The sequence below is a fragment of the Clostridium gasigenes genome, from assembly GCF_900104115.1.
Lineage (GTDB): Bacteria > Bacillota > Clostridia > Clostridiales > Clostridiaceae > Clostridium > Clostridium gasigenes.
In genome coordinates this window covers 41,357-66,303 of record NZ_FNJM01000010.1, presented here as the reverse complement: position 1 = coordinate 66,303, position 24,947 = coordinate 41,357, and the positions used below count along the sequence as shown (strand labels likewise).

Sequence of the window (24,947 nt, the reverse complement as noted above, 5' to 3'; positions counted from 1 at the left end):
AAAAACTATTTTCTTTTTTGTCACTCTACCATTAAGAGTGCTAATAATAATTATTATATACCCATTTTAAAATTGATGTCAACATATAATTTCCCTCTTATTTCCTATTATAGGCACAATTAATGTGACTTCAAAAAAATAACTAGTCAAATTCTGTTTTATTTTCTTTCAAACTTCTAATACCCAGCACTAGATCATCTGTTTTTTATTCTTTTTATATTTGTAAACTTATTAATTCATAAGTACACTTCTTAGTTCTTCTACCGTATCAACAACAATATTTGCGCCTGATTCTTCTAACTCTTTTCTGCCTCTAAACCCCCATGATACTCCTATAGATTTAACTTCGGCATTCTTAGCTGTTTGCATATCTACATTTGAGTCCCCTACATAAACGCACTCTTCTTTTTCTAATTCAAACTCATTCATTACTTCAAAAATAGTTTCTGGATTTGGTTTAACTTGATAATTTTTTCTTTGCCCAAAGACGATATCTATTTTATTATTAAAATAATTGTTAACCATTTCTGTTGTAAACTCATGTGGCTTATTTGAAACTACTGCCAGTTTAATTCCTAATCCTCTTAATTCATCTAAAAGTTCACAAATACCTTCATAAGGTTTTGTTTCATCAACCATATGTTCTAAGTAATAATCATCATATAATTTTAATACCTTATTAAATAGGTCCTCCGTATAATCCTCTTTTGGAATTATTCTCTCTATTAATTTATATCTTCCATCTCCAACAAATTTCTTGTATTTATTAACTTCATAAGTGCCAAGTCCACACTCTTTAAGAGCATAATTACAAGCATTTGCAAGATCCTCTAATGTGTCTAATAATGTACCATCTAAATCAAAAATAATCGCCTTATACATTTTTAATCCTCCTTGTAATATTCAAAAATTCAACATATAAACATGTCTTAAATCATTCCACCATCTATTCTTATAATTTGTCCTGTTAAGTATTTACAATTATCATCACATAAAAATGATACTGCTTTTCCTATTTCTTTTGCATCACCAAATCTACCCATTGGTATTTCCTCTTCTAAAGCTTTCCTTTCTTCTTCGCCTAAAAAACTATTCATTTCAGTTTCTATAACTCCTGGTGCTATTGCATTTACCCTAACTCCAGATAGTGCTACTTCCTTTGCAAGCGCCTTTGTAAACAAGTTTAAGCCACCTTTACTTGCAGAGTATAAAACTTCACATGAAGCTCCAACTTCCCCCCACATTGAAGATATATTAACTATATTTCCACACCCTTTACTAATCATATGAGGAAGCACATGTTTACTTAAATACATTGCACCTAAAAGATTAGTTCCTATAATAGCATCTATATCCTCTTCTGATGAATCCATAAATAATCCTATTTGTGATATTCCTGCATTATTAACTAAAATGTCTATTTTACCAAACATTTTTATTGCTTCATCAATTATTATTTTTGACTTTTCAAACGAAGATATATCACCCTTCAATAATTTTGCAGAGCCACCATTTGCAATTATTTCTACTAATGTTAATTCTGCTCCATTATCATCCTTTGAATAATTTATTATTACAGAAGCGCCATCCCTGCTTAATTCTAATGCAATTGCTTTACCTATTCCTCTTGATGCGCCTGTTACTAATGCTACTTTTCCTCTTAAGCTTCCCATTTTTTCATTTACCTCACTATCTTTACTATTTCAAAATTATTATCAATTAATGTTATTTTAAACATTCTTTCATTACTCTTTTTACATTGCCAAAAAATATTTTTTCTATTTCATCATCATTAAATCCATTTTTATTTAAAGCATAAGAAAGCTTTCCTATTTCTCCTATATTATCAATTTCAACTTCATTTTCTATTCCATCAAAATCTGTTCCTAAAGCTAAAACATCTATTCCACCAATATTTTTTGTATGTTTAAGATGTAAAATCATATCTTCAATTGTAGGAATTTCTTTTTCCCCAAGAAATGCCCCGCAAAAGTTTAATCCCATAACTCCACCTTTATTTGCAAGCTTTACTATCATATCATCAGTTAAATTTCTTGAATGATTTGTTATAACTCTTGCATTTGAATGAGTTGCTATAAATGGCTTTTTGCAAATATCTATTAAATCATAAAAACCTGCATCTGATAAATGAGAACAATCTGGTATAATTCCAAAATGCTCCATTTCGGTTACTATTTCTTTTCCTCTTTTTGTTAGTCCTTTATCTTTATGCTCAAAGTTACTATTAGGATATCCTATGCTATTTGGGAAATTCCATGTTAAAGTTATAAACCTTATTCCAAGGTCATACATTTCCTTAACTCTCTCAATTTTCCCTTCAAGAACTTCACCTTCTTCAATTGATAAAAAAGCTCCTATTTTCCCATTATCATTAGCTTTATCTAATTGGTCTAAATTTCTAACTATAACTATATCCTTTGAGTTAACTTCTATTTCAGCAATAAGATTACTAAAAATTCTTTTGAATTCACTATAAGGATTATCTACACAATCTAATTCTATAAATGTTGCAAAAACCTGCGCTAATGCTTTTGATTTTTTTAATTTCTCTATATCTACCTTACAAATACTTTTTTCTAATTTAAAATTCTCATGAAATAATCTAAGAGCTGTATCACAATGTAAATCTATTGAGTTCATAATTATCTTCCTTCCTTTGTTTTATTTTGCATTTTATTTCTAACTTCATCTTCCATTCTATATCTTTCATTTCTTACCCATAAAAGATAATCATCAATTTTTTCAGGTCCACCAATAACTTTTCTTCTAACCCAAAGAATTCCTGTATCTTGTGCTTCTACACTCCACTTTATTAAACTAATTTCTCCATTTTCTATTTCTATAGATGTCATAGAATCTGGCAACACACAACATCCATCATTAAAATATGGTGGCTCATTTTTCTTTGGGAACCTACTATTATGAGTGTGTCCACACAATAACATTTTGCTGTTACTTTTTGCCCATCCCTTAAGCTGTCTATCAATTTTATTACCTTTAGTGTTACTCTTTGCAAGGCTTGTGGGATCTTTAAATCCCGCTATGCCATTTAAAAACTTCCACACATATCTAACTAAAAATCTATTAACCATCCATCCAGTAGAGTTCATAAAATCTCCTTGATTACCATGGGTAACTAGAAATTTTTCTGAAACTTCTTCATATTTAAATGTTAATGCTTCATAAAATTCTATATCTTTAATAAATTTCAAAAAATTTTCCCCATAAGCTGATCCACATTTTCTTAAAGACCTATATTGACTGCTATAAAAACTTTCTCTTTTCTTTATTATATCATGATTTCCATATATTATATAAAGTCTATTTTTGTCTTTAAATTTATTTAATATTTTAAAGACATTTTCATAGGCATATGCAATATCTTTAAAATTCTTATTTTTCCAAAGTTCATCGCCATCTCCAACTTCAACATAAGTAAATCCTTGCCTAAAATAATATCCTAAAGCTGTTTTATAAATATTTCTATTTGAGAGTAATGCATCAAAAAATGTTCCGTCACCTCTATGAACATCTGAAATAAATACTATTTTATCTTTATTATCAAATTTAATTTCTTTTGAATTATTATATAAATATTCTAATTTTTTTATAGACATATTACGCTCCATTAATTATTATTATCCAATTTATAATATGAATTAGCATAGCTATGTGCTAATTATTAAATAACTGATATTTTCATTACAAAATAAAAAAATAAATATATATAAAATAATAGTATTTTGTACAAACTAAACTTATCTAAAAAGAATGTTGATGAACTAGCCAAAATTATTAAAGATGTAATCTTTATTTAGTATTTTTAAAAAGCTACCATAAAGGAGATTTGAATGTGAAGAATAACATAAAGAAATTCATAGTTTTTATGATAATCATTTTAATTTTAGACCCACTTGGAAACACTTTAGCTTTTGCTGATGAACCCTGTGCATTACCAGAGGAAGCAGCTTCAACCTTAAATGATACTTCACCTACAAGCGATGCCCTCAAATCTGAGTTCGACTGTTTAATTAAGGATTTATTTATTAAAAGGAATGTTTCAGTTGTTTCTGGAGATTGTGAAGAATTAAAAGATTTTTATGATTTAAATGTTAAAGTAAGCCGATATGCTTATGAAAGTGAAGTTAAAAAAGCCCAATATCTTATTAACTGGTCTGGTAAACAGGCTGTTGTATTTAAAGATTTAGATTCTATTGTAAAGGTACGAAAAGTTAAAGAAAAAGAACCAGGATTATTCGGAGTAATTTGTGATGTAATTACTGAATTCAACTATTATTATACTGATTCACCAGAAGTAATAAATACTTTTAGGCTTGGAACTAATCATTATCTAAATCTAAAAAAAACTGAAGATAGATATATTATTACAAAAGAATGGTACACTGACCCCTTTGCGGATTCTCTTAATTTAAATAATATTAAAACAGAAGAAGTGAAAAAATATATTTTGGCTAAAGAAGCTCCCGAGTATACGCCTAGTGAAAAAGTGCAAAAAGCTATTGATTATGCTAATACATATTGTGGTGCTTCTAAAAATGAAGAGTTTATGTTTAAATATAATTCTTCAAAATATAAAAACCATAACCCAGATGGAGGAGACTGTGCAAACTTTGCTTCCCAAATACTTCACGAAGGTGGTGGCTTTAAGAAAAATGGAACTTGGAATTATGCAGGAAAAAACGGAACAAAAGCTTGGCTTAATGCACAAGGATTTAAAAGTTACATGGTAGGAAGTGGCAGAGGATCTTGTATAGCAAAAGGTAGCTACCAACAAGTTTATAAAGCAGCCTATAATATGCGTCCTGGAGATTTTGTAGCTTATGAAAGAAAAGGTCGTATTATTCATATTTCAACTGTAACTGGATTAGATTCTAAAGGTTATCCTTTAGTAACTTGTCATAACACAGATAGGTTGCTTGTTCCTTATGATTTAGGTTGGAGTAATGAAAATATAACCTTCCATTTAGTTCATACACATTATTAAATATATAAGTAAAGGGACTGCGATATTTATCGTAGTCTCTTTACTTCTTTCTTCTTTACTTCAATTTTATTTATTTCTTCTTTCTTTACTTATGTTAGCTATTTACTACTACATCCAGTTAAAAATACAAATAACATCGTTGTTATAAAAAATATTTTTATAACTTACCTTTCATTCATAATCCTCTCTTTTATATTCATAATTAAATCCATTAAGACACTTATAAAGAATCGTCTTTGTCATAATGTATTATTTAATTTAAATAGTGTAATTATTACAATTTGAAGTTTTATATTAAATTATAATAATTAGATCAAAAACTATCTCCGCTTGTAAAATCTCATAAGTTAATATAAAATCATTTTTTTCAATTTCATTACATAAATATAATTCTATCTTTTACTTTGCTTAAATTAATTTCTATAACATCTTCTTTTGTATATTTAATTGCATTATCTATTAAATTAATTAAAATTTGTTCCATATCACTTTTTATTGCTACTATATTAACATCTTCTAAATCTGTTTTTATAAATAAATTTAATATTATACCAATTATAGTGAAGTTATTACTAAATTGTTTCCTACAAAAAAAGAACTATCATTTCTGAAAGTTCCTTAGTAAATCTGACTAGTTATTTTCCGAAGTTCCCTAGCTGTAATATATTGGTATAATATTAAATCACTCACATACAGCTTCATTTTTATATTCATCTATTGATTTTGCAACAGCTTCCATAAGTTTCTTTTGATAAACTGGATCAGATAACATTTTATCTTCATTCCAATTACTCATAAATCCCATTTCAAATATTACAACTGGCACTTGTGACCAGTTAAAGCCTGTTATATCTGGTCTTTCAAAAACTCCATTAACCTTTATTCCAGAAGTTTTCAAAGTTTTTTCTAATATTTTTCCATACTTATTACTATCTTCAAAAATACATTTAGTATCTTTTCCATTTTTAGATGGCACTAAAATTGTTGTACCAGTTTTTCCGCTATCATTTAAGCTATCACAATGTATTCTTATCGCTAAATCAGAAGTGCACTTATTTGCAACTTCTGCTCTCTCTGCATTACTTATCCTTACATCATGACAATCTCTTGTCATGACTACTTTATAACCTTTGTTTTCTAAAATTTCTTTTAAAATTATAGATGCTTCTAAATTAACTATATACTCAGCTTTTTTAGTTGCAACTCCTGCTGTTCCAGATGATACTCTTGCTTTTCTTTGACCTGATCCTGGAGCTATCGGTTCTGTTTTACTATCACCTTTTTCTTGATGACCTGGATCAATACAAATAGTAAAATCTTTGTTATCCACTATATCATTTTTTACCATTAATGCATTTGGAACTACAGTAATTAGATTTGTAACTATTAATATTGATAATAGCATTGTACTTATTATTTTTTTCATATTTTCCTCCTTAGATTAGCTAAAGGACATTTAAATAAATAGTGCGTCAGTATTATAATCTATTTTTCATCATACTTTATCGGCAGATACCTCTGATACTTCACTAGCAAATCGCTACCGCTCTTTGCCATTTCAAAAAAATATCCATGGCATAGTTGACTTGTTATTTATTTTTACGTCCCTAATTACACCTTATTAATAAGTTGCCCTAAGGATTATTTATTATTCTATAAACTAAAAACCCCAACAGTCATATTATATACTATCAAGGTTTTTATTAATGTAATATAATTAAAATTTAGTTAATTTTTTCTTTTTCCAAAATTGATGTACAGTTAGGACAGCGGACTGCCTTAATTGAAATTTTAGTGCAACAAAACTGGCAATCCTTTGTAGTTACTTCTTTCTCTGTTTTATTTGCTTGTTTCTTACCAATATTGCTTAATTTATTCATAGCCTTAACTAGTAAGAAAATTAAAAATACCATAATTAAGAAATTAATTACTGCTGTAATAAATGCACCATAACGAATATTAACATCAAATACTGTTAATACTAAATCGCTAAAATCTTTTTTTGCAAATAACCCTATAATTGGTGAAATTATATCATCAACCAAAGATTTAACTATTCCTTGAAATGCAGCACCTATAATAACACCTACTGCTAAATCTAGTACATTTCCCTTTAGTGCAAATTGTTTAAATTCTCCTAAAATTTTTTTCATTACTTATTCCTCCTTTGTATCTTCCAATACATTTTCTATATATCATTATCATCTTTTCCTTTGAATAATAATTTGTTTTTAGACGACCTAAAAATATACTTGTTTCATTTATATCTAACATCAATAAGAACATTCTAAAAATATTATGTCCTAATAGTAAAAAAATATTACTTATTATATAATAATAAGTAATATAAACCAATTTTTATCAAGCTATTTTTAGTATTGTACATTTTTCAAAGCTAATCCATGAGCATGAGCTGTTGGGCCCGCTTCTGATCTTTGCTTAGCTTCAAGTATTTTTTTCATATCTTCAAACTTTTTAGTCCCAAGGCCTATTTCTATAAGTGTTCCTGTAATTATTCTAACCATATTCTTTAAGAACCCGTTTCCGTTAAACTCCATTTCTATGTTTCCATCATTTTCTCTAATGTTTATATAGTTAATAGTTCTAACAGTTGCCTTACTCTTATTTTTTAATGTTGTAAAACTCATGAAATCATGTGTTCCAACTAAAATAGCAGCAGCTTTTTGCATTTGCTCAATATCTAGCTTTTCTGGAATATGACAAGTATATTTCTTATTAAATACATTTCTATATTTATTATTATTAATTCTATAAACATAAGTTTTTGAAATTACGTTATATCTAGCATGAAATCTTTCACTTGTATCTTTCATAGCTTTAACCACTATATCTTCTGGTAAGTATTCACATAGATAATCTAACATTTCTTCTACAGTTTTTTCACAATTTGTTGTAAAGTTTGCTATGTAATTTTCTGCATGAACTCCTGTATCCGTTCTTCCACAACCTATTACTTGAATTTCCTCTTTAGTCATTTTAGCTATTACACTTTCTAATTTTTCTTGGATTGTTGCAATATTTCCTTTTTGCGTTTGCCATCCTTTATATCTTGATCCATCATATTCAATTTCTATTTTTAAGTTTCTCATTTTTTTATCCACCTTCACTTGTTTATACTAGGCACTTTCAAAAAAATATACTATCGAATTGGTCTTTTTTTTGAAAGCACCTAAATAATAATTTATTATTTAGACATTTTTTCAGATGTCTTAGTCTACATTTTTATATTTCTAATTTAAGAAAGCCCTATACGGACTCCTTATTATAACTCATTAATTACTAATTAGCTAATTATTATTTATTAACTATCTTATACGCTTATTTCTTTTAGATACCTTATATATTCAATATTAATTCTACTGGACAATGGTCTGATCCTAAAGTTTCACTATGTACATCTGCATCCTGGATTTTGTCTTTTAATATCTGTGAAACACAAAAATAATCAATTCTCCATCCTGCATTTTTTACTCTTGCATTAAATCTGTATGACCACCAAGAATATCTTCCTTCCGCCTCTGGATAAATAAATCTAAAAGTATCTACAAACCCTGATTTTAAAAGTTCTGTAAATTTATTTCTTTCTTCATCTGTAAACCCTGCATTTCTTCTATTAGGCTTTGGATTTTTAAGATCTATTTCTTTATGGGCAACATTTAAATCACCACACACTACTACTGGTTTACTTTTTTCAAGATTCTTTAAATGATCTCTAAAAGCGTCTTCCCAAACCATTCTATAATCTAATCTTAAAAGCTCTGCCTTTGAATTTGGAGTATATACAGTTACCATATAAAAATCTTCAAACTCTAAAGTAATAACTCTTCCTTCAGTGTCATGTTCTTGTATTCCAAGCCCATAGCTATGACTTAAAGGTTTCTTTTTAGTAAATATTGCAGTACCTGAGTACCCCTTTTTTTCTGCATAATTCCAATATTGATGATATCCTTCTAATTCTAAATCTATTTGTCCTTCTTGCAATTTACTTTCTTGAATACAGAATATATCTGCATCTACTTCATTAAAATAATTTAAGAAGTCTTTTTTAACACAAGCTCTTATTCCATTAACATTCCATGATATTAATTTCATATCTCCATCTCCTTTTTACCTTTAGTTATTTCCTTTATTATAACATTTATACCATTGAATGAATAGAAATTATATAATAATTATTATTGACTTACCTAGCTTTTGTTTATAAAAAAATATCTAGTAAATAACTTTTAATTATTTACTAGATATTTAAAATCTTAGATCTATTTTATTCTATCTACACCCTTAGATCTCTGAAAGTGTACTTATCCATTGAAAGTAATTGGCTCTCCTTTATTTCTGGTCATATACTTATCTTTTTCTGAATTTCTATGTGACATTTAGAACTCCAATATCTTACTTATTATTATTCTATTCAAGTTGGACTAAAATATTAATATCTAAAATGAAAGTTTTACTATGAATTATGAATACACATTATTTTTTAACTTCCTTATTTTCATATAATTTTGCTGCTATAAAATACGATATACATATTAATATAATATCTAATACTAATACGCCTAAGATTAAAGTTGTAGGATTTCTTATAATTGTAATGAAAGTGTTAGATGAACTTAAAACTTCAACCATAGACATAGCTAATACTAATGGTAGTAATTTAGCTAGCGTTGTTATTAACCTACCTTTTTGACCATATTTCAAATTAATTGGTATAACTGCTGATATCATTACTGTAGATGATGTAATTGTAATTATTAAGAAATAAACATATGATAATGTTATCCCTGATTGATTAACTAAATTTGCTAGCAAATAAGATATTGTCATTGGTATAATAGATATAACAAGTGCTATTAATGCCCCTATATACCTAGATATTACATATTCTTTTTTTCTTACTGGTAATACCGCTACTAAAAAATCAATTTTACTTATATCCTCATAAGCTAAAACTTGATTTACAAGTAAAATAACCGCTACTGCTGGTGAATATACTATAAATTGTTCGCCTATAACACCAAATATTACTGCAGCAATCCCAATGAAAATAAATTGTTTTTTTATTGTAATAATTGTTTCTATATAACCCTTTGTTAAATTCACTATATTATTCATTATCCCCACCCCTTGTATAGTACATTAATATATCTTCTAAATTAACTTTGTCATAAATAACCTCTTCTCCAAATACTTGATACGCTTCTTCTTTATTATTTGTTAACCCTTCAAATCCACATAAATTTTCCTTATAAGAAACAAGACATGTCTTTGTTTCTTTTGTTAACAAACTTCTTTTTCCTCTAACTATTGAATGTTTTTCTATTAAAGCATCTTTTTCATCATATAAAATGATTTTACCTTTAAATATTAATGCAATATAATCTGCTGCTTTGTCTAAATCAGAAGTTATATGCGTCGAATAAAATACCGTTACATTTTCATTTTCCATATGTTCTTGTAATATTTCTAAAAACTCATTTCTTACTAACGGATCCAAGTTTGCTGTTGGCTCATCCATTATAATTAACTTTGGATGATGACTTAATGCTATTACAAGATCAAATTGTCTTTTTTCTCCTGATGATAATTCTTTATATATTTTATTTTCATCTAGCAAGAATTTTTTAATATACTTTTTGTATATATTCTCATCCCATTCTTTATAAAATCTACAAAACATTCTTTTAATATGCTTTAATTTAGACTCTGCTAAATATCCTGAAGTCTCTCCAACATATCCTATCTTTTCTTTTATATTAATATTGTCACTGTCTACTTCTTCCCCTAATATTTTAATAGTTCCTTCATCCTTAAAAAGCATATTCATTATTAATTTTATAGTTGTTGTTTTCCCGGCTCCATTAGGTCCTATGAATCCAGTTATATAACCTTTTTTAACATTGAATTTTGATATATCTAATTTGAAACCTTCGAAATTTTTCTTTAAGTTACTAATTTCAATTGCATTCATTACTTATACCTCCTCATCCTCATATAAACTTTTAAATATTTCCATAGCTTCTTCTAATGACAATCCTATTATCTTAGCTGATTTTATAACCCCTTCTAATTTACTTTCAATTTCATATAAAGCTACTTCCCTAAGTCTTTGGGTATTTGCCGTTGATACAAATGTACCTTTTCCAGCAGATGTTTTAAGAAATCCCTCTTTTTCTAATTCTTCATAAGCCCTTTTTGTTGTAATAATGCTTACTTTTAATTCTTTTGCAAGCATTCTAATAGATGGAAGCATATCCCCTGCCTTTAATACACTATTTAGAATATGATTCTTTATCTGAGATTGAATTTGCTCATATAAAGGAATTGGGGATGAATTACTAATTACTATATTCAAAAAATCGCCTCTCTTTTCATCTTATTATTAACCTAGCAAACTAAAATATGTGTATATATTATCTATATACACATATTAATACTTATACACATATTTTGTCAATACTTTCCTTAAAATAATTTATTTTTAGATTCTTAAATTATTGAACTTTATATATCTCTAATTTAAAAAAGTATAAAAATAAAATAAGCAGATAGAAATATATTATTTCTATCTGCTTATTTTAAAAATTCTTAATATAAAGGATATTTATCACATAAAGTTATTACTCTAGCTTTAAGCGGTTCTAAATCTTGTCCTTTATTTGAAATAGCCTCATTTATAATAACTGCTATTTCTTTCATATCTTCAAGTTTAAATCCTCTTGTTGTTATTGCCGCTGTACCAATTCTTATACCAGAAGTTATAAATGGACTTCTAGTTTCATTTGGTATTGTATTTTTATTAACTGTAATACCAATAGTATCTAAAAGAATTTCCGCATCCTTACCTGTTATATCTTTAGATGTTAAATCTACTAATATTAAGTGATTATCTGTTCCACCTGAAACTATTTTGAAACCATGACTTATAAGTTCTTCTCCCAAGACTTTACAGTTTACAACTACATTTTCCATATAAGTTTTGTAGTTTGGTTGTAAAGCTTCTTTAAAACATACAGCCTTAGCTGCAATAACATGCATTAATGGACCACCCTGTATTCCTGGGAATATGTTTTTATCTAATGCCTTTGCATATTTTTCTTTGCAAAGTATTAATCCCCCTCTTGGGCCCCTTAAAGTTTTATGTGTTGTTGATGTAACGAAATCAGCATAAGGTACTGGTGATGGGTGAACTCCTGCTGCTACTAGCCCTGCAATATGAGCCATATCAACCATAAAGAATGCCCCTACTTCATCACAAATCTCTCTAAACTTTTTAAAATCAATAATTCTTGAATAAGCACTAGCTCCAGCTACAATTAGTTTTGGCTTATGTTCAAGAGCTAATTTTCTTACTACCTCATAATCAATTACTTCTGTTTCTATGTCTACCCCGTAAGAAACGAAGTTAAATAATTTTCCTGAGAAGTTAACTGGTGACCCATGAGTTAAATGTCCTCCATGACTTAAATCCATTCCAAGAACAGTATCTCCTGGTTCTAATATTGTAAAGTAAACTGCCATATTTGCTTGTGATCCTGAGTGTGGTTGAACATTTGCATGCTCTGCCCCAAATATTTCACAAACTCTATTTCTTGCAATATCCTCAATTTTATCTACAACGTGACACCCACCATAATATCTTTTATTTGGATATCCTTCTGCATACTTATTTGTAAGATATGAACCCATAGCTTCCATAACTGCTTCTGATGCAAAATTTTCTGATGCTATTAGTTCTATTCCATTTTTTTGTCTCTTTAATTCACTTTTCATTAATCCATAAATTTCTTCGTCTTCTCTTGATATTTTATCAAAATTCATATCATTCACCCCAATTTGCTTTTTATAAGATTATATGTTTAATTCTTATAATAATCAACAGTTATTTAACATAATAATACTCCACATGCTAGTTTTTCTTCCTATTTTCTCCTATTTACTCTATTTTAAGCTATTCCGAATATTTTTTATATTTAAAATATTAAGATACGTATTATTTAAAGCATATTATTATATGTAAAAGTGGACTACCCTAGTACTTATTTATATTTGCTGCAAGGATACTTTGTGTATATTTTAATATTAATGTTTATGATATAATATTAAAATAATTTTATTTTGGGAGCGAACTATATGAATATGAATGAATTACTTCACGTAGCCACATTTGCCGGTAAACTACTTCTTGAAAGTGGCGGTGAAACTTATAGATCTGAAGAAACAATCTGCAGAATATGTAAATTATATGGTGTTGATGAAGCTGAAAGCTTTGTAACTCCAACAGGAGTAATGGTTTCTATTTGCAATAAAGGAAAAACTTATTCATTAATAAGAAGAGTATCTACAAGAACTGTAGATTTAGATAAAATAGATAAAGTTAATGACTTATCTAGAAATATACTTTCAAGAAATCTTACTGTATCTGAGTTGAAAAGTGAGTTACAACTTATTGAAAATGGAGAAAGATACTCAATGCCTATTACCATAATTTTTTCTGCTCTAGGTGCTGGATGCTTTTCTGTTTTATTCGGAGGAACATTCATGGATTTATTTTCCGCATTTTTAATTGGTTTACTAGTAAAACTTGTTAATATAAAAGGCGAGGCTCTTGAAATCAACCAATTTTTCATAAATAGTATTTGTGGTGCTGTTGCAGCTGCATTTGCAATTATTTTTGTAAAATATGGTATAGCTGATAATTTAGATAAAACTATCATAGGCTCAATAATGATGCTTGTTCCCGGTTTATCAATTACTAATGCGATCCGTGATACTATTGCCGGTGATCTATTAGCTGGTATTACTCGTGCAACAGAAGCTTTCCTAGTTGCAATATCAATTGCTGTAGGTACTGGTTCTGTAATAAGCTTTTGGATTAGTATATTTGGAGGTTCTATATTATGATTTTAGAAACTATTATAGCTTTCATTGCAACCTTCGGATTTGGAATTATATTTAATATAAAAGGAAAAAAATTGTTTTTTGCTGCTTTTGGTGGCGCCCTGAGTTGGTTTGTATATTCACTTTGTCTAAATCTTGGCTTAACAGAAATATCATCGCTCTTCTTATCTTCAGTAATATTTAGTACATATTCTGAAATATTTGCAAGAATTTTAAAAACTCCTGTAACAACACTTGTAGTTTGCGCTTTAATTCCATTAGTTCCTGGGGGCGGAATGTACTACACAATGTTTGAAGCAGTTACTGGAGATATAAATAAATCATTAGCACTTGGCCTAAATACTATTTCAAGTGCAGGTGTTTTAGCACTTGGTATAATTTTTGTTTCAACTATAACTAAACTGATAATGTCTCATAAAAGAAAAATAGAAATTAAAAATTTAGGACAAAATTTATAGTATCTTAAAATGAAAACCTTAAGGTAAAGTCTACCTTAAGGTTTTCATATTAGAGCAATGAAATAACAATTATAGTTTATTTCGATTTGTTACTATCTTTTATACTACTTAACAAAAGTATTTATTGTCTTTATTAATTTTTTTAAATTTTCTTGTTGCTGAGTATCTTCTTCTATACCTAAACAATTATTAGCATAGTTTTCTATTACAAGTCCACCAACTTTATTTATAGCAGATCTAATTGCTGAAATTTGCACTAATACATCTCCACTACAGACATTTTTCTCTATCATCCCGTGAATACCCTTAACTTGACCTTCTATTCTATTAAGCCTATTAAGAATGTCTTTTCTTAATTTTTCATTATCATCATTCATTTTTACCTCTCCCATTAACGTACTTATTATACAAAATTTATATCTTATCTAACTATTTTTCTAGTTAATGTACCTATTCCTAACCCTATTAATATAACACTAATTATAATCTGTACATTCTCTATTATGTAACTAAGCCCTGTTAATTCTGAACTGTTCCATCCAACTCCTCCAAAAATTCCAAAACTTAAATTCATAGCTTCATTTAAATGTCTTAATGTAATACTTGGAATTTCTCTAAATGTGTACTGAATAACCTCTTCCTCTACAATAATTCCTGAAAATAAATATATTATTGAAAATATTAAAATAATAATTATTCCTGATATAAATGTAAATTCAGGACGCTCTCCATAACCACAAGTTGCCCAGGATACTATTGATTGTGCTTTAGGCAGTGGTCTTAAAGTTTTTCTCTTTTCAATATTACAAAGATAGTAATATTCTCCAAAGTTATTACTCAAAGTATTTTCTTTAAACTTATCTGCTAAAGTTTCATAAACCATATATAAACCTTCGTACTCATCTCTTGTTTTTTTTCTCACCTCTATTTTATCAAAGAAGCTTTTTTCATCTAATTTACTTTTTAATATATCTCTAAAATCTAAGTCTTCGATATATGTTTTCACTACCTTTATTCCTTTTAAATTAGAATCTTTAATCGCTATTTTTTTCCACTGATTTTTTATAAATATTGCATTACTTAAATCACTATCTTCAAAATTAGTATTAGTAAGGGTACACTCTTCGAAAATACTATATATTAAATTGCATCCTATAAATTTACTATATATATTACACTTATTAAATGAACAAGAAAAATTATCATCTATGTTTAAAGATGGAACTTTATTTGTATCTGATTTTACAAAAATACAATTATCAAACGTGACTCCACCACCCTTGAAGTTACATTTTTCAAAATAACATCCAATAAATTTACAATCTTTAAATCTAATATTACTAAAATTACATTCTAAAAATTTTCCACATAATATATCTATGTTCTCAATTAACTGAAATTCATCTTCACTTTTATCTTTTTTATCTCCAAAAAATTCTTTATTAAAAGTCTTATAACTAAACTTATTATCTGGTTTAAAATTTTTATCTAAGTTTCTATCCTTTGCCATTTCTCTAAAGATATTTTCATTATTTTCTTTTCTTTTTTTTAGTTCTTCGTATGCTGCTGATCTCTCTTCTTTAAAATTAATATATCCCATTATCTTCACCTCATAAAGTATTATCTATATATGTTGTGCAATTAACTGAGTTTTATTACATATCATTTTAAAAAATATTTATTCTACATACTGATTAATTTAGCATTCTTAAAATATATTTTTTTTAATGCTTTAATTTTTTTTATGAAACTTTAAAGTATTCCTTAAGTATTACTGCTCTTATAGCTTCATACTTTATCCCATCTGGAACTTCTTTTTTTATTATGCTTACTTTATCATATCCATGTTTTTCACAAGCTTTTAAAATCACTTCAAAATCACTTTCGTTATATAGTTCATCTAAATTCAAATTAAATTTTACATCTCCACTTTCCTTTATATAATCTGTAACATAGCCAAGTATAGTTGAAAGAGAAAGTTCTATTTCTTCAACTATATTATCTAAATCATTTCCAGATTTTATCATATCTATAGCTATTTCTTGATTTGTTCTATTTTCACCATCTATTATTAATTTTCTTCTCTTTTTCTCTATCCATTTTGTATCTATATTTTTTTCTACTACATAACCTTGGACTTCTGAAATTAGACTTTTACCATAAGAATCTATTTTCTTCTTTCCAACTCCGCCAATATCCTTTAAGTTGTCTAGAGTTAATGGATATCTTCCACTTATTTCTTTTAATGTATTTTTAGATATTATTAATTGAGGTAGCGTTTTTTCTTTTTTTGCACATTCTTTTCTTACTTCCATTAATCTACATAACAATTCATCATCAGTAGAAACTTCAAAAGGAATATTAACAACTTCTTTTTCTTCTTCTACGAAAGTTCTTTCAACCTTTATTTTATTATCTTCTACATAGCTACTAATAACTTCACTAAATCTATCTCCATATTTTTCATATTTGTTTTCTCCAACTCCTGATATATCTAGCATTTCAGATTTAGATATTGGGAATTTAATACTCATTTCACGAATAGTTCCATCTCCAAATATCATATATGGAGGTATTCCACTTTCTTTTGAAATTTCTAGTCTTAATTCTCTTAGTATATCAAATAATCCATTAACATCACTAATTGTTCTTTCAATTTTAAATTCTTTAAATTGTACACTTTCTTCGCTTTTTAACACTTTCATAGATTTATTATTTAATTTTAATATTGGATATGTTCCTTCTAAAGAATCAACATATCCATGAGAAATTAACGTATTTATAAATTCTTTAAGGCTTTCATTTGAATAATCCTTCATAATCCCATGAGTTGATAATTCATCAAATTTAAATTGAGTTACTTTTTTATTTTTAGAACCTCTTAAAACATCAATTACCATTGTTGCTCCAAAACTTCTTTTCATTCTATAAATGCAAGCAAGTACTTTTTGAGCATCTACTGTTTTATCTATTAATTCACCTTCATTTAAACAATTACTACAATTATTACATGGTTTTTCACGAACATCTCCAAAATAGCTAAGAATATAGTTTCTATAACATCCATTACTATAAACTAAATCTACTATTTGTTGAAGCTTTCTATATTGATTATTTTTTCTATCTTCATTTTCTGTACCAATTTCAATTAAGTATTTATGTGTATGGATATCCCCTGGAGCGAAAAGCAAAATACACTCACTTTTTTCTCCATCTCTACCTGCTCTACCTATTTCTTGATAGTATCCTTCTATGTTTTGTGGCATATTATAGTGAATTACATATCTTATATTGGATTTATCTATTCCCATACCAAAGGCATTTGTTGCAACCATAATATTTAATCTATCATGTGTGAAATCCTCTTGATTTCTTCTTCTAATTTCATCGGATAGCCCTGCATGATATTTTCCTACAGCATTGCCCCTCTCTTTTAAAATTTCATAAACAGAGTCTACTTCTTTTCTTGTAGATGCATATATTATACCCGATTGTTCTTTATTATCTTCTACATACTTTACAAGATAATTTCTTTTATTTCCTGTTTTATTTATATTAATTGAAAGATTTTCTCTATCAAATCCTGTCAAAAACACTTGTGGATTTTGAAGTGCTAATTGTTTTACTATATCAACTTTAACTTCTTCTGTTGCTGTTGCTGTAAATGCAGTTACTATTGGTCTTACTTCTAATTTATTTATAAACCCTGCAATTCTTCTGTAACTTGACCTAAAATCATGTCCCCATTGAGATACACAATGGGCTTCATCTATTGCAATTTGACTTATATTTCCTTGTGTTACCGCATTAATAAATTCATTAGAATCTAATCTTTCTGGAGCAATATAAATAATTTTATATTTATTTTGTTTAACTCCATCTAAAACGCTATTAAACTCAACAGTACTTAAAGAGCTATTAATATAGGTACCATTAATCCCCATTGCTTTTATAGCATCAACTTGGTCCTTCATAAGCGATATTAAAGGAGAAACTACTAATGTAACCCCTTCTAAAAGCATCGCTGGAACTTGATAACAAACTGATTTACCTCCACCAGTTGGCATAATTGCCAAAACATCTTTTCCTTTTAATATATTTTCTATTATTTCATCTTGACCTTTTCTAAAACTTTTATATCCGTAATATTTTTCTAAAATTTCTAATCCTTTATCAATCAAATTTTCCACCCCTAATTGTTCTACTAAATAAAATTTCTTCTTACTTTATCATATTTAAATTATAGACTTAAACATATGTTCTTATACTATAAGATTATATTTATTCAATTATTTTATAGTCTTTACCTATTCAAATTCTATTATATCATAATTTTAGTCATCTTCAAAAAAATAGACTAATCAATATATATGGTACTTTAAGCTGTTATTTTGTTGAAGCTACCTTACACAATCTTATTTATCCTTTTGTTATATATTTTAAGTTATGCTATATTTATATACAGTACAAATAATATATACGAAGGAGATGTTAAAATGAATTATTTATCAGACTTGCATACACATACCATAGTCAGTGGTCATGCATATAGCACTTTAATTGAAAATGTTAAACAATGCTCTGAAAAAGGTATGAAAATACTTGGAGTATCAGATCATGGACCTACTATGCCTGGAGCCCCACATACTTGGTACTTTCATAACTTAAGAGTATTACCTAGAGTTATAAATAATGTTATTATACTAAGAGGTTGCGAATCTAATATACTCTCAGTTGAAGGTGACTTAGATATAGGTGATCATCCATCTTTAGATTACCTTATAGCATCTCTACATGAGGTATGCTTTAAACCTAAAACTAAAGAAGAAAACACAAATGCTGTTCTAAATGTTTTAGACAGATATAGCAGCATTCAAATTTTAGGACATATTGGAAATCCATCTTATGAATTAGACTTTGACAAAATTCTGAAAAAGGCTAAAGATAAAGATGTTATGATTGAAATAAATAATAGTTCTTTACTTGGTAACTCGAGAAAAGGTAGTGATATTATATGTAAAAATATCGCACTATTATGTAAAAAATATGGAGTTAAAATAATTTTAAGTTCTGATTCCCATTTTTGTACTACTATTGGTGTTTTTGATAATGCTATAAAAATGCTAAGAGAAATAGAAATGCCAGAAGAACTTATAATGAACGACCCATCTAAACTACTAGCTCAATTACATAGTAAATGGAAAGCACTTGATTTAGAGATATAAGTCACTAACACATAATAAAATAAATAATAGACCAGTATCCTTGGTCTATTATTTATTTTACAATGCCTAAAAAAGAACCCTCTACATTTTCTTGTAAAGTATCCCTTCTAAGAGGATATTTCATAAGAAAATTTGAGGGTTCTATTTAGACTCTTGAAATAAAATAACAGACTATCAAATTAATATATCTTATACTTCTTTTGTAGTATTTATCATTAATCCAAGTTCTTCTATTTGTTTTGCATCTGCAACATTCGGTGCTTGACTTAAGTTACAGTACGCATTTTGGTTTTTAGGGAATGCTATAACATCTTTAATATTTTCTGTTCCAGCTAAGAACATTACCATTCTATCTAAACCAAATGCTAATCCACCATGTGGAGGTGGCCCAAATTTAAATGCTTCAAGCAAGAAACCAAATCTTTCATAAGCTTCTTCTGTAGTGAATCCTAAAGCTCTAAACATTCTTTCTTGAACATCAGCTTCATGAATTCTAACAGATCCACCACCTAATTCTTCTCCATTTAACACAAGATCATAAGCTTTTGATCTAACACTACCTGGATCGCTTTCAAGAAGGTGCATATCTTCATCCATTGGCATTGTGAATGGATGGTGAGCTGCATGGTATCTTCCTTCTTCTTCATTATATTCAAATTGTGCAAATTCTGTAATCCAACAGAAGTTAAATTCTGATTTATCCTTAACTAATTCAAATTTCTTAGATAATTCTAATCTTAATGCACCTAAGCTTTGGAATACTACTGAATCTTTATCAGCAACTATTAGGATAATATCCCCTTTTTCTGCTCCCATTTTAGCTATAATTGCATTCATTTCTTCTTCTTTTAAGAACTTAGCTATTGGTGATTTTATCTCATCGTCTTTAAGTATTATATAAGCTAACCCTTTAGCTTTATAAGTCTTAACAAATTCACCTAATCTATCTATATCTTTTCTTCCCATTGAAGCGCCGCCTTTTAAGCATAAAGCTCTTACAGACCCTCCATTTGAAAGTGCATCACTAAATACTTTGAAATCAATAGCTTTAGCTTCTTCTGAAAGATTAGTTATTTCCATTCCAAATCTTAAATCTGGCTTGTCACTACCGTATTTTTCTATAGCATCTTTAAATGTCATTCTTCTTATAGGAAGTTTAATTTCATGATTTATTACTTCTTTAAATACATGAGCAACTAAGCCTTCATTTACTGCCATAATATCATCAGCTTCTACAAAACTCATTTCTAAATCTATTTGAGTAAACTCTGGTTGTCTATTTGCTCTTAAATCTTCATCTCTAAAACATTTAACAATTTGGTAATACTTATCAAAACCTGATACCATTAATAATTGTTTAAATATTTGTGGTGATTGTGGAAGTGCATAAAACATTCCTGGATAGTTTCTTGAAGGCACTAAATAATCTCTAGCTCCTTCTGGAGTACTTTTAGTTAACATTGGAGTTTCAAGTTCTAAGAATCCATTTAAATCCAAGTAATCACGTACAGCCTTTGAAGTTTTGCTTCTTATCATAAATATATTTTGCATATCTGGTCTTCTAAGATCTAAGTATCTATACTTTAATCTTATACTCTCAGCTGCATCTAAATTTTCCTTAATATATATTGGTGGAGTTTCTGATTCGGAAAGTATTTTTATACTTTCACATTTAATCTCAACAAGTCCAGTTTCCATATTAGTATTTGGATCTTGTCTTTTTACAACTTCTCCAGTAACAGCTATACAATATTCTGGTCTAACTGCTTGTGCTTTTACAAAGGCCTCTTTATTAATTTCTTCACCAAAAACAACTTGCATTATCCCTGTTATATCTCTAAGATCTATAAAATTAAGACCCCCAAGTCTTCTATTTCTTTGAACCCATCCCATTAATGTAATTTTTTCTCCTACATTAGTTTCCCTTGGCTTACCACACATCATGGTTCTTCTTAAGCCACCTAAAGCTTCTCCCATTGTAATTTCCTCCTAACTATTTTAGCACATTTGCTATTTCTTCTATATTTTCTAAACTTACTTCAAATTGTTCACCATCAGACATTCTCTTTAATCTTATAGTTTTATTTTGAAGTTCATCATCACCAAGTATTGTTGTAAAAGCTGCTCCTATTTTATTAGCATACTTCATTTGTGCCTTTACAGCTCTTCCCATATGATTTGTTTCACATTTAATTCCAGCTGCTCTTAGCTTATTTGCAAGTTTAAATCCTTCCATTTCAGCATTGTCACCTCTTGCCCCTATATAAAGGTCAAAAATATTTTCCTTTGGAATTTCTATTCCTTCTTTTTCTAGAGTTAATAATAATCTTTCAAGTCCAAGTCCAAATCCTACAGCTGGCATATCAGGTCCACCTATTTCTTCAATAAGTTTATCATATCTACCTCCACCACAGACTGTGAATTCAGAACTTAATATTTCAAATGTAGTTTTTGTATAATAATCTAATCCTCTAACTATACTTGGATCTACCTTGTATGGAATTTCTAAAACTTCTAAGTACTTTTTAACTTCTGTAAAATGAGTATCACACTCTTCGCACATATAATCTAAGATAATTGGAGCATTTTTTGTAATTTCTCCACATTTCTTTTCCTTACAATCTAAAATTCTCATTGGATTTTTTTCAAGTCTTGTTTGGCATAAACCACAAAGACATTCTTTATTATCTTCTAAATATTTCTTTAATGCTTCATTAAAATTTGGTCTACAGTTTGCACAACCTAAGTTATTTATATTTAAACTTAAGCTCTTTAACCCCATTTTTTTAAGTGAAGTCATTGCAACAGATATTACTTCAACATCCATTGAAGGTTCTTTTGAACCGAATACTTCTACACCAAATTGGTGGAACTGTCTGAATCTACCTCTTTGCGCCTTTTCATATCTAAAACATGGACTTATATAATATAACTTAGTTGGTTGAGCTTCATTAAACAATCTATTTTCTACAAAAGCTCTAACAACTGGAGCTGTTACTTCAGGCTTAAGTGTAATACTTCTATTACCCTTATCATTAAAAGTATACATTTCCTTTGTTACTATATCACTAGTTTCCCCAACACCTCTTGAAAATAATTCTGTATTTTCAAACATTGGAGTTCTAACTTCTCTTATTCCATAGTTTTTAGCTACATCTCTTAATATACTCTCCACATACTGCCATTTATAAGCATCTTCTGGAAGCATATCTTTAGTCCCCTTAGGTGCTTGCATTTCCATCTTTTATTTCCTCCTATTTAAGATAAAGAGTATCCAAAAGTTTCCTTTTCCCCTCTACCATTTCTTTTATTCTACTTGTATAACCCTTAACATCTTTAATGTTAGAGAATCTCTCTATTCTATTTTCATCTAGAAAGACAACCTTTGATACAGCATCTGCACCAAGAGCTATTATAGTTTGTTTATCTTCAATCATTTGAATATTATAAACACATTCTTTTCCCTTTTTAGAATAACCTAAGTTCTCCATATTTCCAACCATATTTTTTTGTCTATACATATAATATGGGCTTAATCCTAATTTTTCAGCAAGGTCTCTACTTTCTTCATACATTTCTGATAATTCTGTTTGTGGTTTTATTTGAAGTCCTTTTTTAAGTATAAAGTTTTCATAAAGTATAGACGCTCTCTTTAATGATAATCCATGAACTGTTAGGTTATCTGGTTTTAGTTTTAAAAGTTCTCTTGCAGTATTTTTCGCATCTTCTAACCCTTCTCCTGGTAATCCTATAATCATGTCCATATTAATATCATTAAATCCAAGTTCCCTAGCTAAATTAAACTTATCTATAACATCTTGCGAATTATGTCCTCTTCCTATCATAGATAATGTTTCATCTTTCATTGTTTGAGGGTTAATGCTTATTCTCGTAGTGTTATACTTTTTCATAGAAAGAAGCTTTTCTCTACTTATACTATCTGGTCTACCACATTCTACTGTAAATTCTAAAAGATTTCTATCCTTAACAAAAGCATTAAAAATTTCATTCATAAGATTTTCGAACTCTTCATTGTTCACAGCAGTTGGAGTTCCCCCTCCAAAATAAACACTTTCAATTTTAAGATTTCTCTCGTATACATATTTTTTAATTTCTTTAATTTCATAAATTAAAGCTTCTAAGTATGGATTAACTAGCTTTTTATTTCCCCCTATTGGGTTAGCTGCAAATGAACAATAAAAACATCTTGTTGGACAAAATGCCATTCCAATATAAATTGCAATACTCTTTTCATCTCTATTTACAAAATGCTCTTCAGCTTTAGCAACTTCAATGCAAAGTTTTGCCTTTTCTTCTGAAGCTAAATGTTTATTATTAAATAAATCTACTATTTCTTCTTCTGTTTTGCCCTCTTCTAAGTACTTAAGTGCAATTTTAGAAGGTCTTATCCCCACAAGTATTCCCCATGGGTATTGATCCCCTGTAATATTTCTTAAGCTTAAAAAAATCAACTTTTTTATATCTTCTTTTAAGTTTTCACTAATTTTAACTTCACTATATAAATCTTTATATCTAAAATCTATTGTTTCTTTATTTATATTTACAAAGTATTCTCCATCCTCTAAAAATTTCAATTCATGAAGTGGATAATAAATATTAAACATTTGATATACATCATATCTATATTTTAAATCATTTAAAGTAATTTTAATTTCCATTTTTTCTCCTTATGCTAGGAAAGGATTTCTCGTTCTTTCAAATATTATTGTAGATTTTGGTCCATGACCTGGATAAACTTCTACATTATTTTCAAGAATAAGAAGCTTTTCATTTATACTTTTTATTATTTCGTCAAAATCTCCACCTATAAAATCTGTTCTTCCAATAGAACCTTGGAATAAAGTATCACCTGTAAAGACTTTGTCTTCTATTAAGAAGCACATCCCACCTTTAGTGTGACCTGGAGTATGGATACACTTAATATCCAGGTCTCCAACCTTTAATATATCTCCATCTTCTATAAAATCATATATTTTAGGTAATTTGCCATATACAGAATTATCTAAATCCATATATTTTTCTTCTTCTCTATTCATATAAACTGGCACATTATATTTATTTTTAACATCAACAACGCCATCATCATGATCTGCATGAGCATGAGTTAATAAAATAGCTGAAACTTTACAATTAAGAGACTCTATTTCTCTAATTATCAAATCTGGATCTTGACCTGGATCTAAAACTATAGCTTCTTTTACTTTTTCATCCATTACTATATAACAATTAGTCTGTAGTGGGCCTGCTGGTATTACCTTTATAATCATAATATCCTCCTAAAATTAAAAGTCTTCT

At 28.2% G+C, this 24,947-nt stretch carries 23 protein-coding genes; 4 read left to right on the top strand and 19 right to left on the bottom strand.

Translation table 11 applies throughout. From position 1 onward, the window contains the following. Positions 1-231: 231 nt before the first annotated feature. From BLS77_RS14365 to BLS77_RS14350, 4 genes are read right to left on the bottom strand one after another with little or no spacing between them, the layout of a single operon-like run. Positions 232-882: an HAD family hydrolase gene (locus BLS77_RS14365; protein WP_089971364.1), complete on the bottom strand. Its 651-nt coding sequence runs from the start codon at positions 880-882 to the stop codon at positions 232-234. A gap of 47 nt (positions 883-929) precedes the next feature. After that, the gene (gene ymfI / locus BLS77_RS14360; protein WP_089971361.1) at positions 930-1,673 is read right to left on the bottom strand and encodes an elongation factor P 5-aminopentanone reductase; all 744 of its coding nucleotides are present in this window, start codon (positions 1,671-1,673) and stop codon (positions 930-932) included. 52 nt (positions 1,674-1,725) lie between these two features. Then, positions 1,726-2,661 carry a dipeptidase gene (locus tag BLS77_RS14355; RefSeq protein WP_089971358.1) on the bottom strand — a complete coding sequence of 312 codons (936 nt, stop codon included), beginning with the start codon at positions 2,659-2,661 and terminating at the stop codon, positions 1,726-1,728. Between the two features lie 2 nt (positions 2,662-2,663). After that, complete coding sequence (locus BLS77_RS14350; protein WP_089971355.1) at positions 2,664-3,638, bottom strand: metallophosphoesterase; 975 nt, start codon at positions 3,636-3,638, stop codon at positions 2,664-2,666. Between the two features lie 236 nt (positions 3,639-3,874). On the opposite strand from BLS77_RS14350, the gene BLS77_RS14345 reads away from it, so the two are divergent. Next, positions 3,875-5,026: an amidase domain-containing protein gene (locus tag BLS77_RS14345; protein ID WP_242873992.1), complete on the top strand. Its 1,152-nt coding sequence runs from the start codon at positions 3,875-3,877 to the stop codon at positions 5,024-5,026. A gap of 682 nt (positions 5,027-5,708) precedes the next feature. Here the strand turns inward: BLS77_RS14345 and BLS77_RS14340 are convergent. The 8 genes from BLS77_RS14340 to glyA form a co-directional block, all read right to left on the bottom strand. Then, positions 5,709-6,452 carry an N-acetylmuramoyl-L-alanine amidase family protein gene (locus BLS77_RS14340; RefSeq protein WP_089971352.1) on the bottom strand — a complete coding sequence of 248 codons (744 nt, stop codon included), beginning with the start codon at positions 6,450-6,452 and terminating at the stop codon, positions 5,709-5,711. Positions 6,453-6,750: 298 nt separating this feature from the next. Continuing rightward, positions 6,751-7,179 carry a large conductance mechanosensitive channel protein MscL gene (gene mscL / locus BLS77_RS14335; RefSeq protein ID WP_089971349.1) on the bottom strand — a complete coding sequence of 143 codons (429 nt, stop codon included), beginning with the start codon at positions 7,177-7,179 and terminating at the stop codon, positions 6,751-6,753. Between the two features lie 219 nt (positions 7,180-7,398). Further along, positions 7,399-8,136 (bottom strand): tRNA pseudouridine(38-40) synthase TruA, encoded by a 738-nt coding sequence (truA, locus tag BLS77_RS14330; protein WP_175490869.1) that lies wholly within the window; start codon positions 8,134-8,136, stop codon positions 7,399-7,401. 247 nt (positions 8,137-8,383) lie between these two features. Next, positions 8,384-9,139, bottom strand: coding sequence for an exodeoxyribonuclease III (locus tag BLS77_RS14325; RefSeq protein WP_089971346.1), 756 nt, complete (start codon positions 9,137-9,139; stop codon positions 8,384-8,386). 381 nt (positions 9,140-9,520) lie between these two features. After that, on the bottom strand, positions 9,521-10,162 hold the full coding sequence (locus tag BLS77_RS14320) for an ABC-2 transporter permease (protein WP_089971344.1): 642 nt from the start codon (positions 10,160-10,162) through the stop codon (positions 9,521-9,523). Continuing rightward, entirely contained in the window at positions 10,155-11,018 is an 864-nt protein-coding gene (locus BLS77_RS14315; RefSeq protein ID WP_089971342.1) for an ABC transporter ATP-binding protein, read from the bottom strand. The genes BLS77_RS14320 and BLS77_RS14315 overlap by 8 nt, the downstream gene beginning before the upstream one ends. Positions 11,019-11,021: 3 nt before the next feature. Continuing rightward, positions 11,022-11,402 carry a GntR family transcriptional regulator gene (locus BLS77_RS14310; protein WP_089971338.1) on the bottom strand — a complete coding sequence of 127 codons (381 nt, stop codon included), beginning with the start codon at positions 11,400-11,402 and terminating at the stop codon, positions 11,022-11,024. 233 nt (positions 11,403-11,635) lie between these two features. Beyond that, positions 11,636-12,868 carry a serine hydroxymethyltransferase gene (gene glyA, locus BLS77_RS14305; RefSeq protein ID WP_089971335.1) on the bottom strand — a complete coding sequence of 411 codons (1,233 nt, stop codon included), beginning with the start codon at positions 12,866-12,868 and terminating at the stop codon, positions 11,636-11,638. Between the two features lie 312 nt (positions 12,869-13,180). Between glyA and BLS77_RS14300 the strand changes: the two genes are divergently transcribed. After that, positions 13,181-13,951: a threonine/serine exporter family protein gene (locus BLS77_RS14300; RefSeq protein ID WP_089971332.1), complete on the top strand. Its 771-nt coding sequence runs from the start codon at positions 13,181-13,183 to the stop codon at positions 13,949-13,951. Beyond that, a complete protein-coding gene (locus BLS77_RS14295) occupies positions 13,948-14,406 on the top strand; it encodes a threonine/serine exporter family protein (protein WP_089971329.1) in 459 nt (152 codons plus the stop codon). The genes BLS77_RS14300 and BLS77_RS14295 overlap by 4 nt, the downstream gene beginning before the upstream one ends. A 104-nt stretch (positions 14,407-14,510) precedes the next feature. Here the strand turns inward: BLS77_RS14295 and BLS77_RS14290 are convergent, their stop codons facing one another. The 3 genes from BLS77_RS14290 to recQ form a co-directional block, all read right to left on the bottom strand. Then, a complete protein-coding gene (locus BLS77_RS14290; protein WP_089971326.1) occupies positions 14,511-14,783 on the bottom strand; it encodes a metal-sensitive transcriptional regulator in 273 nt (90 codons plus the stop codon). Positions 14,784-14,827: 44 nt separating this feature from the next. Further along, on the bottom strand, positions 14,828-16,006 hold the full coding sequence (locus BLS77_RS14285) for a pentapeptide repeat-containing protein (RefSeq protein ID WP_089971324.1): 1,179 nt from the start codon (positions 16,004-16,006) through the stop codon (positions 14,828-14,830). Between the two features lie 142 nt (positions 16,007-16,148). Then, positions 16,149-18,587 carry a DNA helicase RecQ gene (recQ, locus tag BLS77_RS14280; RefSeq protein ID WP_089971323.1) on the bottom strand — a complete coding sequence of 813 codons (2,439 nt, stop codon included), beginning with the start codon at positions 18,585-18,587 and terminating at the stop codon, positions 16,149-16,151. A gap of 315 nt (positions 18,588-18,902) precedes the next feature. On the opposite strand from recQ, the gene BLS77_RS14275 reads away from it, so the two are divergent. Then, a complete protein-coding gene (locus BLS77_RS14275) occupies positions 18,903-19,631 on the top strand; it encodes a phosphatase (RefSeq protein WP_089971320.1) in 729 nt (242 codons plus the stop codon). A gap of 189 nt (positions 19,632-19,820) precedes the next feature. Here the strand turns inward: BLS77_RS14275 and aspS are convergent, their stop codons facing one another. The 4 genes from aspS to BLS77_RS14255 are packed head-to-tail and all read right to left on the bottom strand — an operon-like array spanning position 19,821 to position 24,919. After that, a complete protein-coding gene (gene aspS, locus BLS77_RS14270; protein WP_089971317.1) occupies positions 19,821-21,608 on the bottom strand; it encodes an aspartate--tRNA ligase in 1,788 nt (595 codons plus the stop codon). Between the two features lie 16 nt (positions 21,609-21,624). After that, a complete protein-coding gene (gene hisS, locus BLS77_RS14265; protein WP_089971314.1) occupies positions 21,625-22,872 on the bottom strand; it encodes a histidine--tRNA ligase in 1,248 nt (415 codons plus the stop codon). Positions 22,873-22,885: 13 nt separating this feature from the next. Continuing rightward, the gene (locus BLS77_RS14260; protein WP_089971311.1) at positions 22,886-24,310 is read right to left on the bottom strand and encodes a coproporphyrinogen III oxidase; all 1,425 of its coding nucleotides are present in this window, start codon (positions 24,308-24,310) and stop codon (positions 22,886-22,888) included. Positions 24,311-24,319: 9 nt separating this feature from the next. Then, on the bottom strand, positions 24,320-24,919 hold the full coding sequence (locus BLS77_RS14255; protein WP_089971309.1) for an MBL fold metallo-hydrolase: 600 nt from the start codon (positions 24,917-24,919) through the stop codon (positions 24,320-24,322). Between the last annotated feature and the right edge of the window lie 28 nt (positions 24,920-24,947).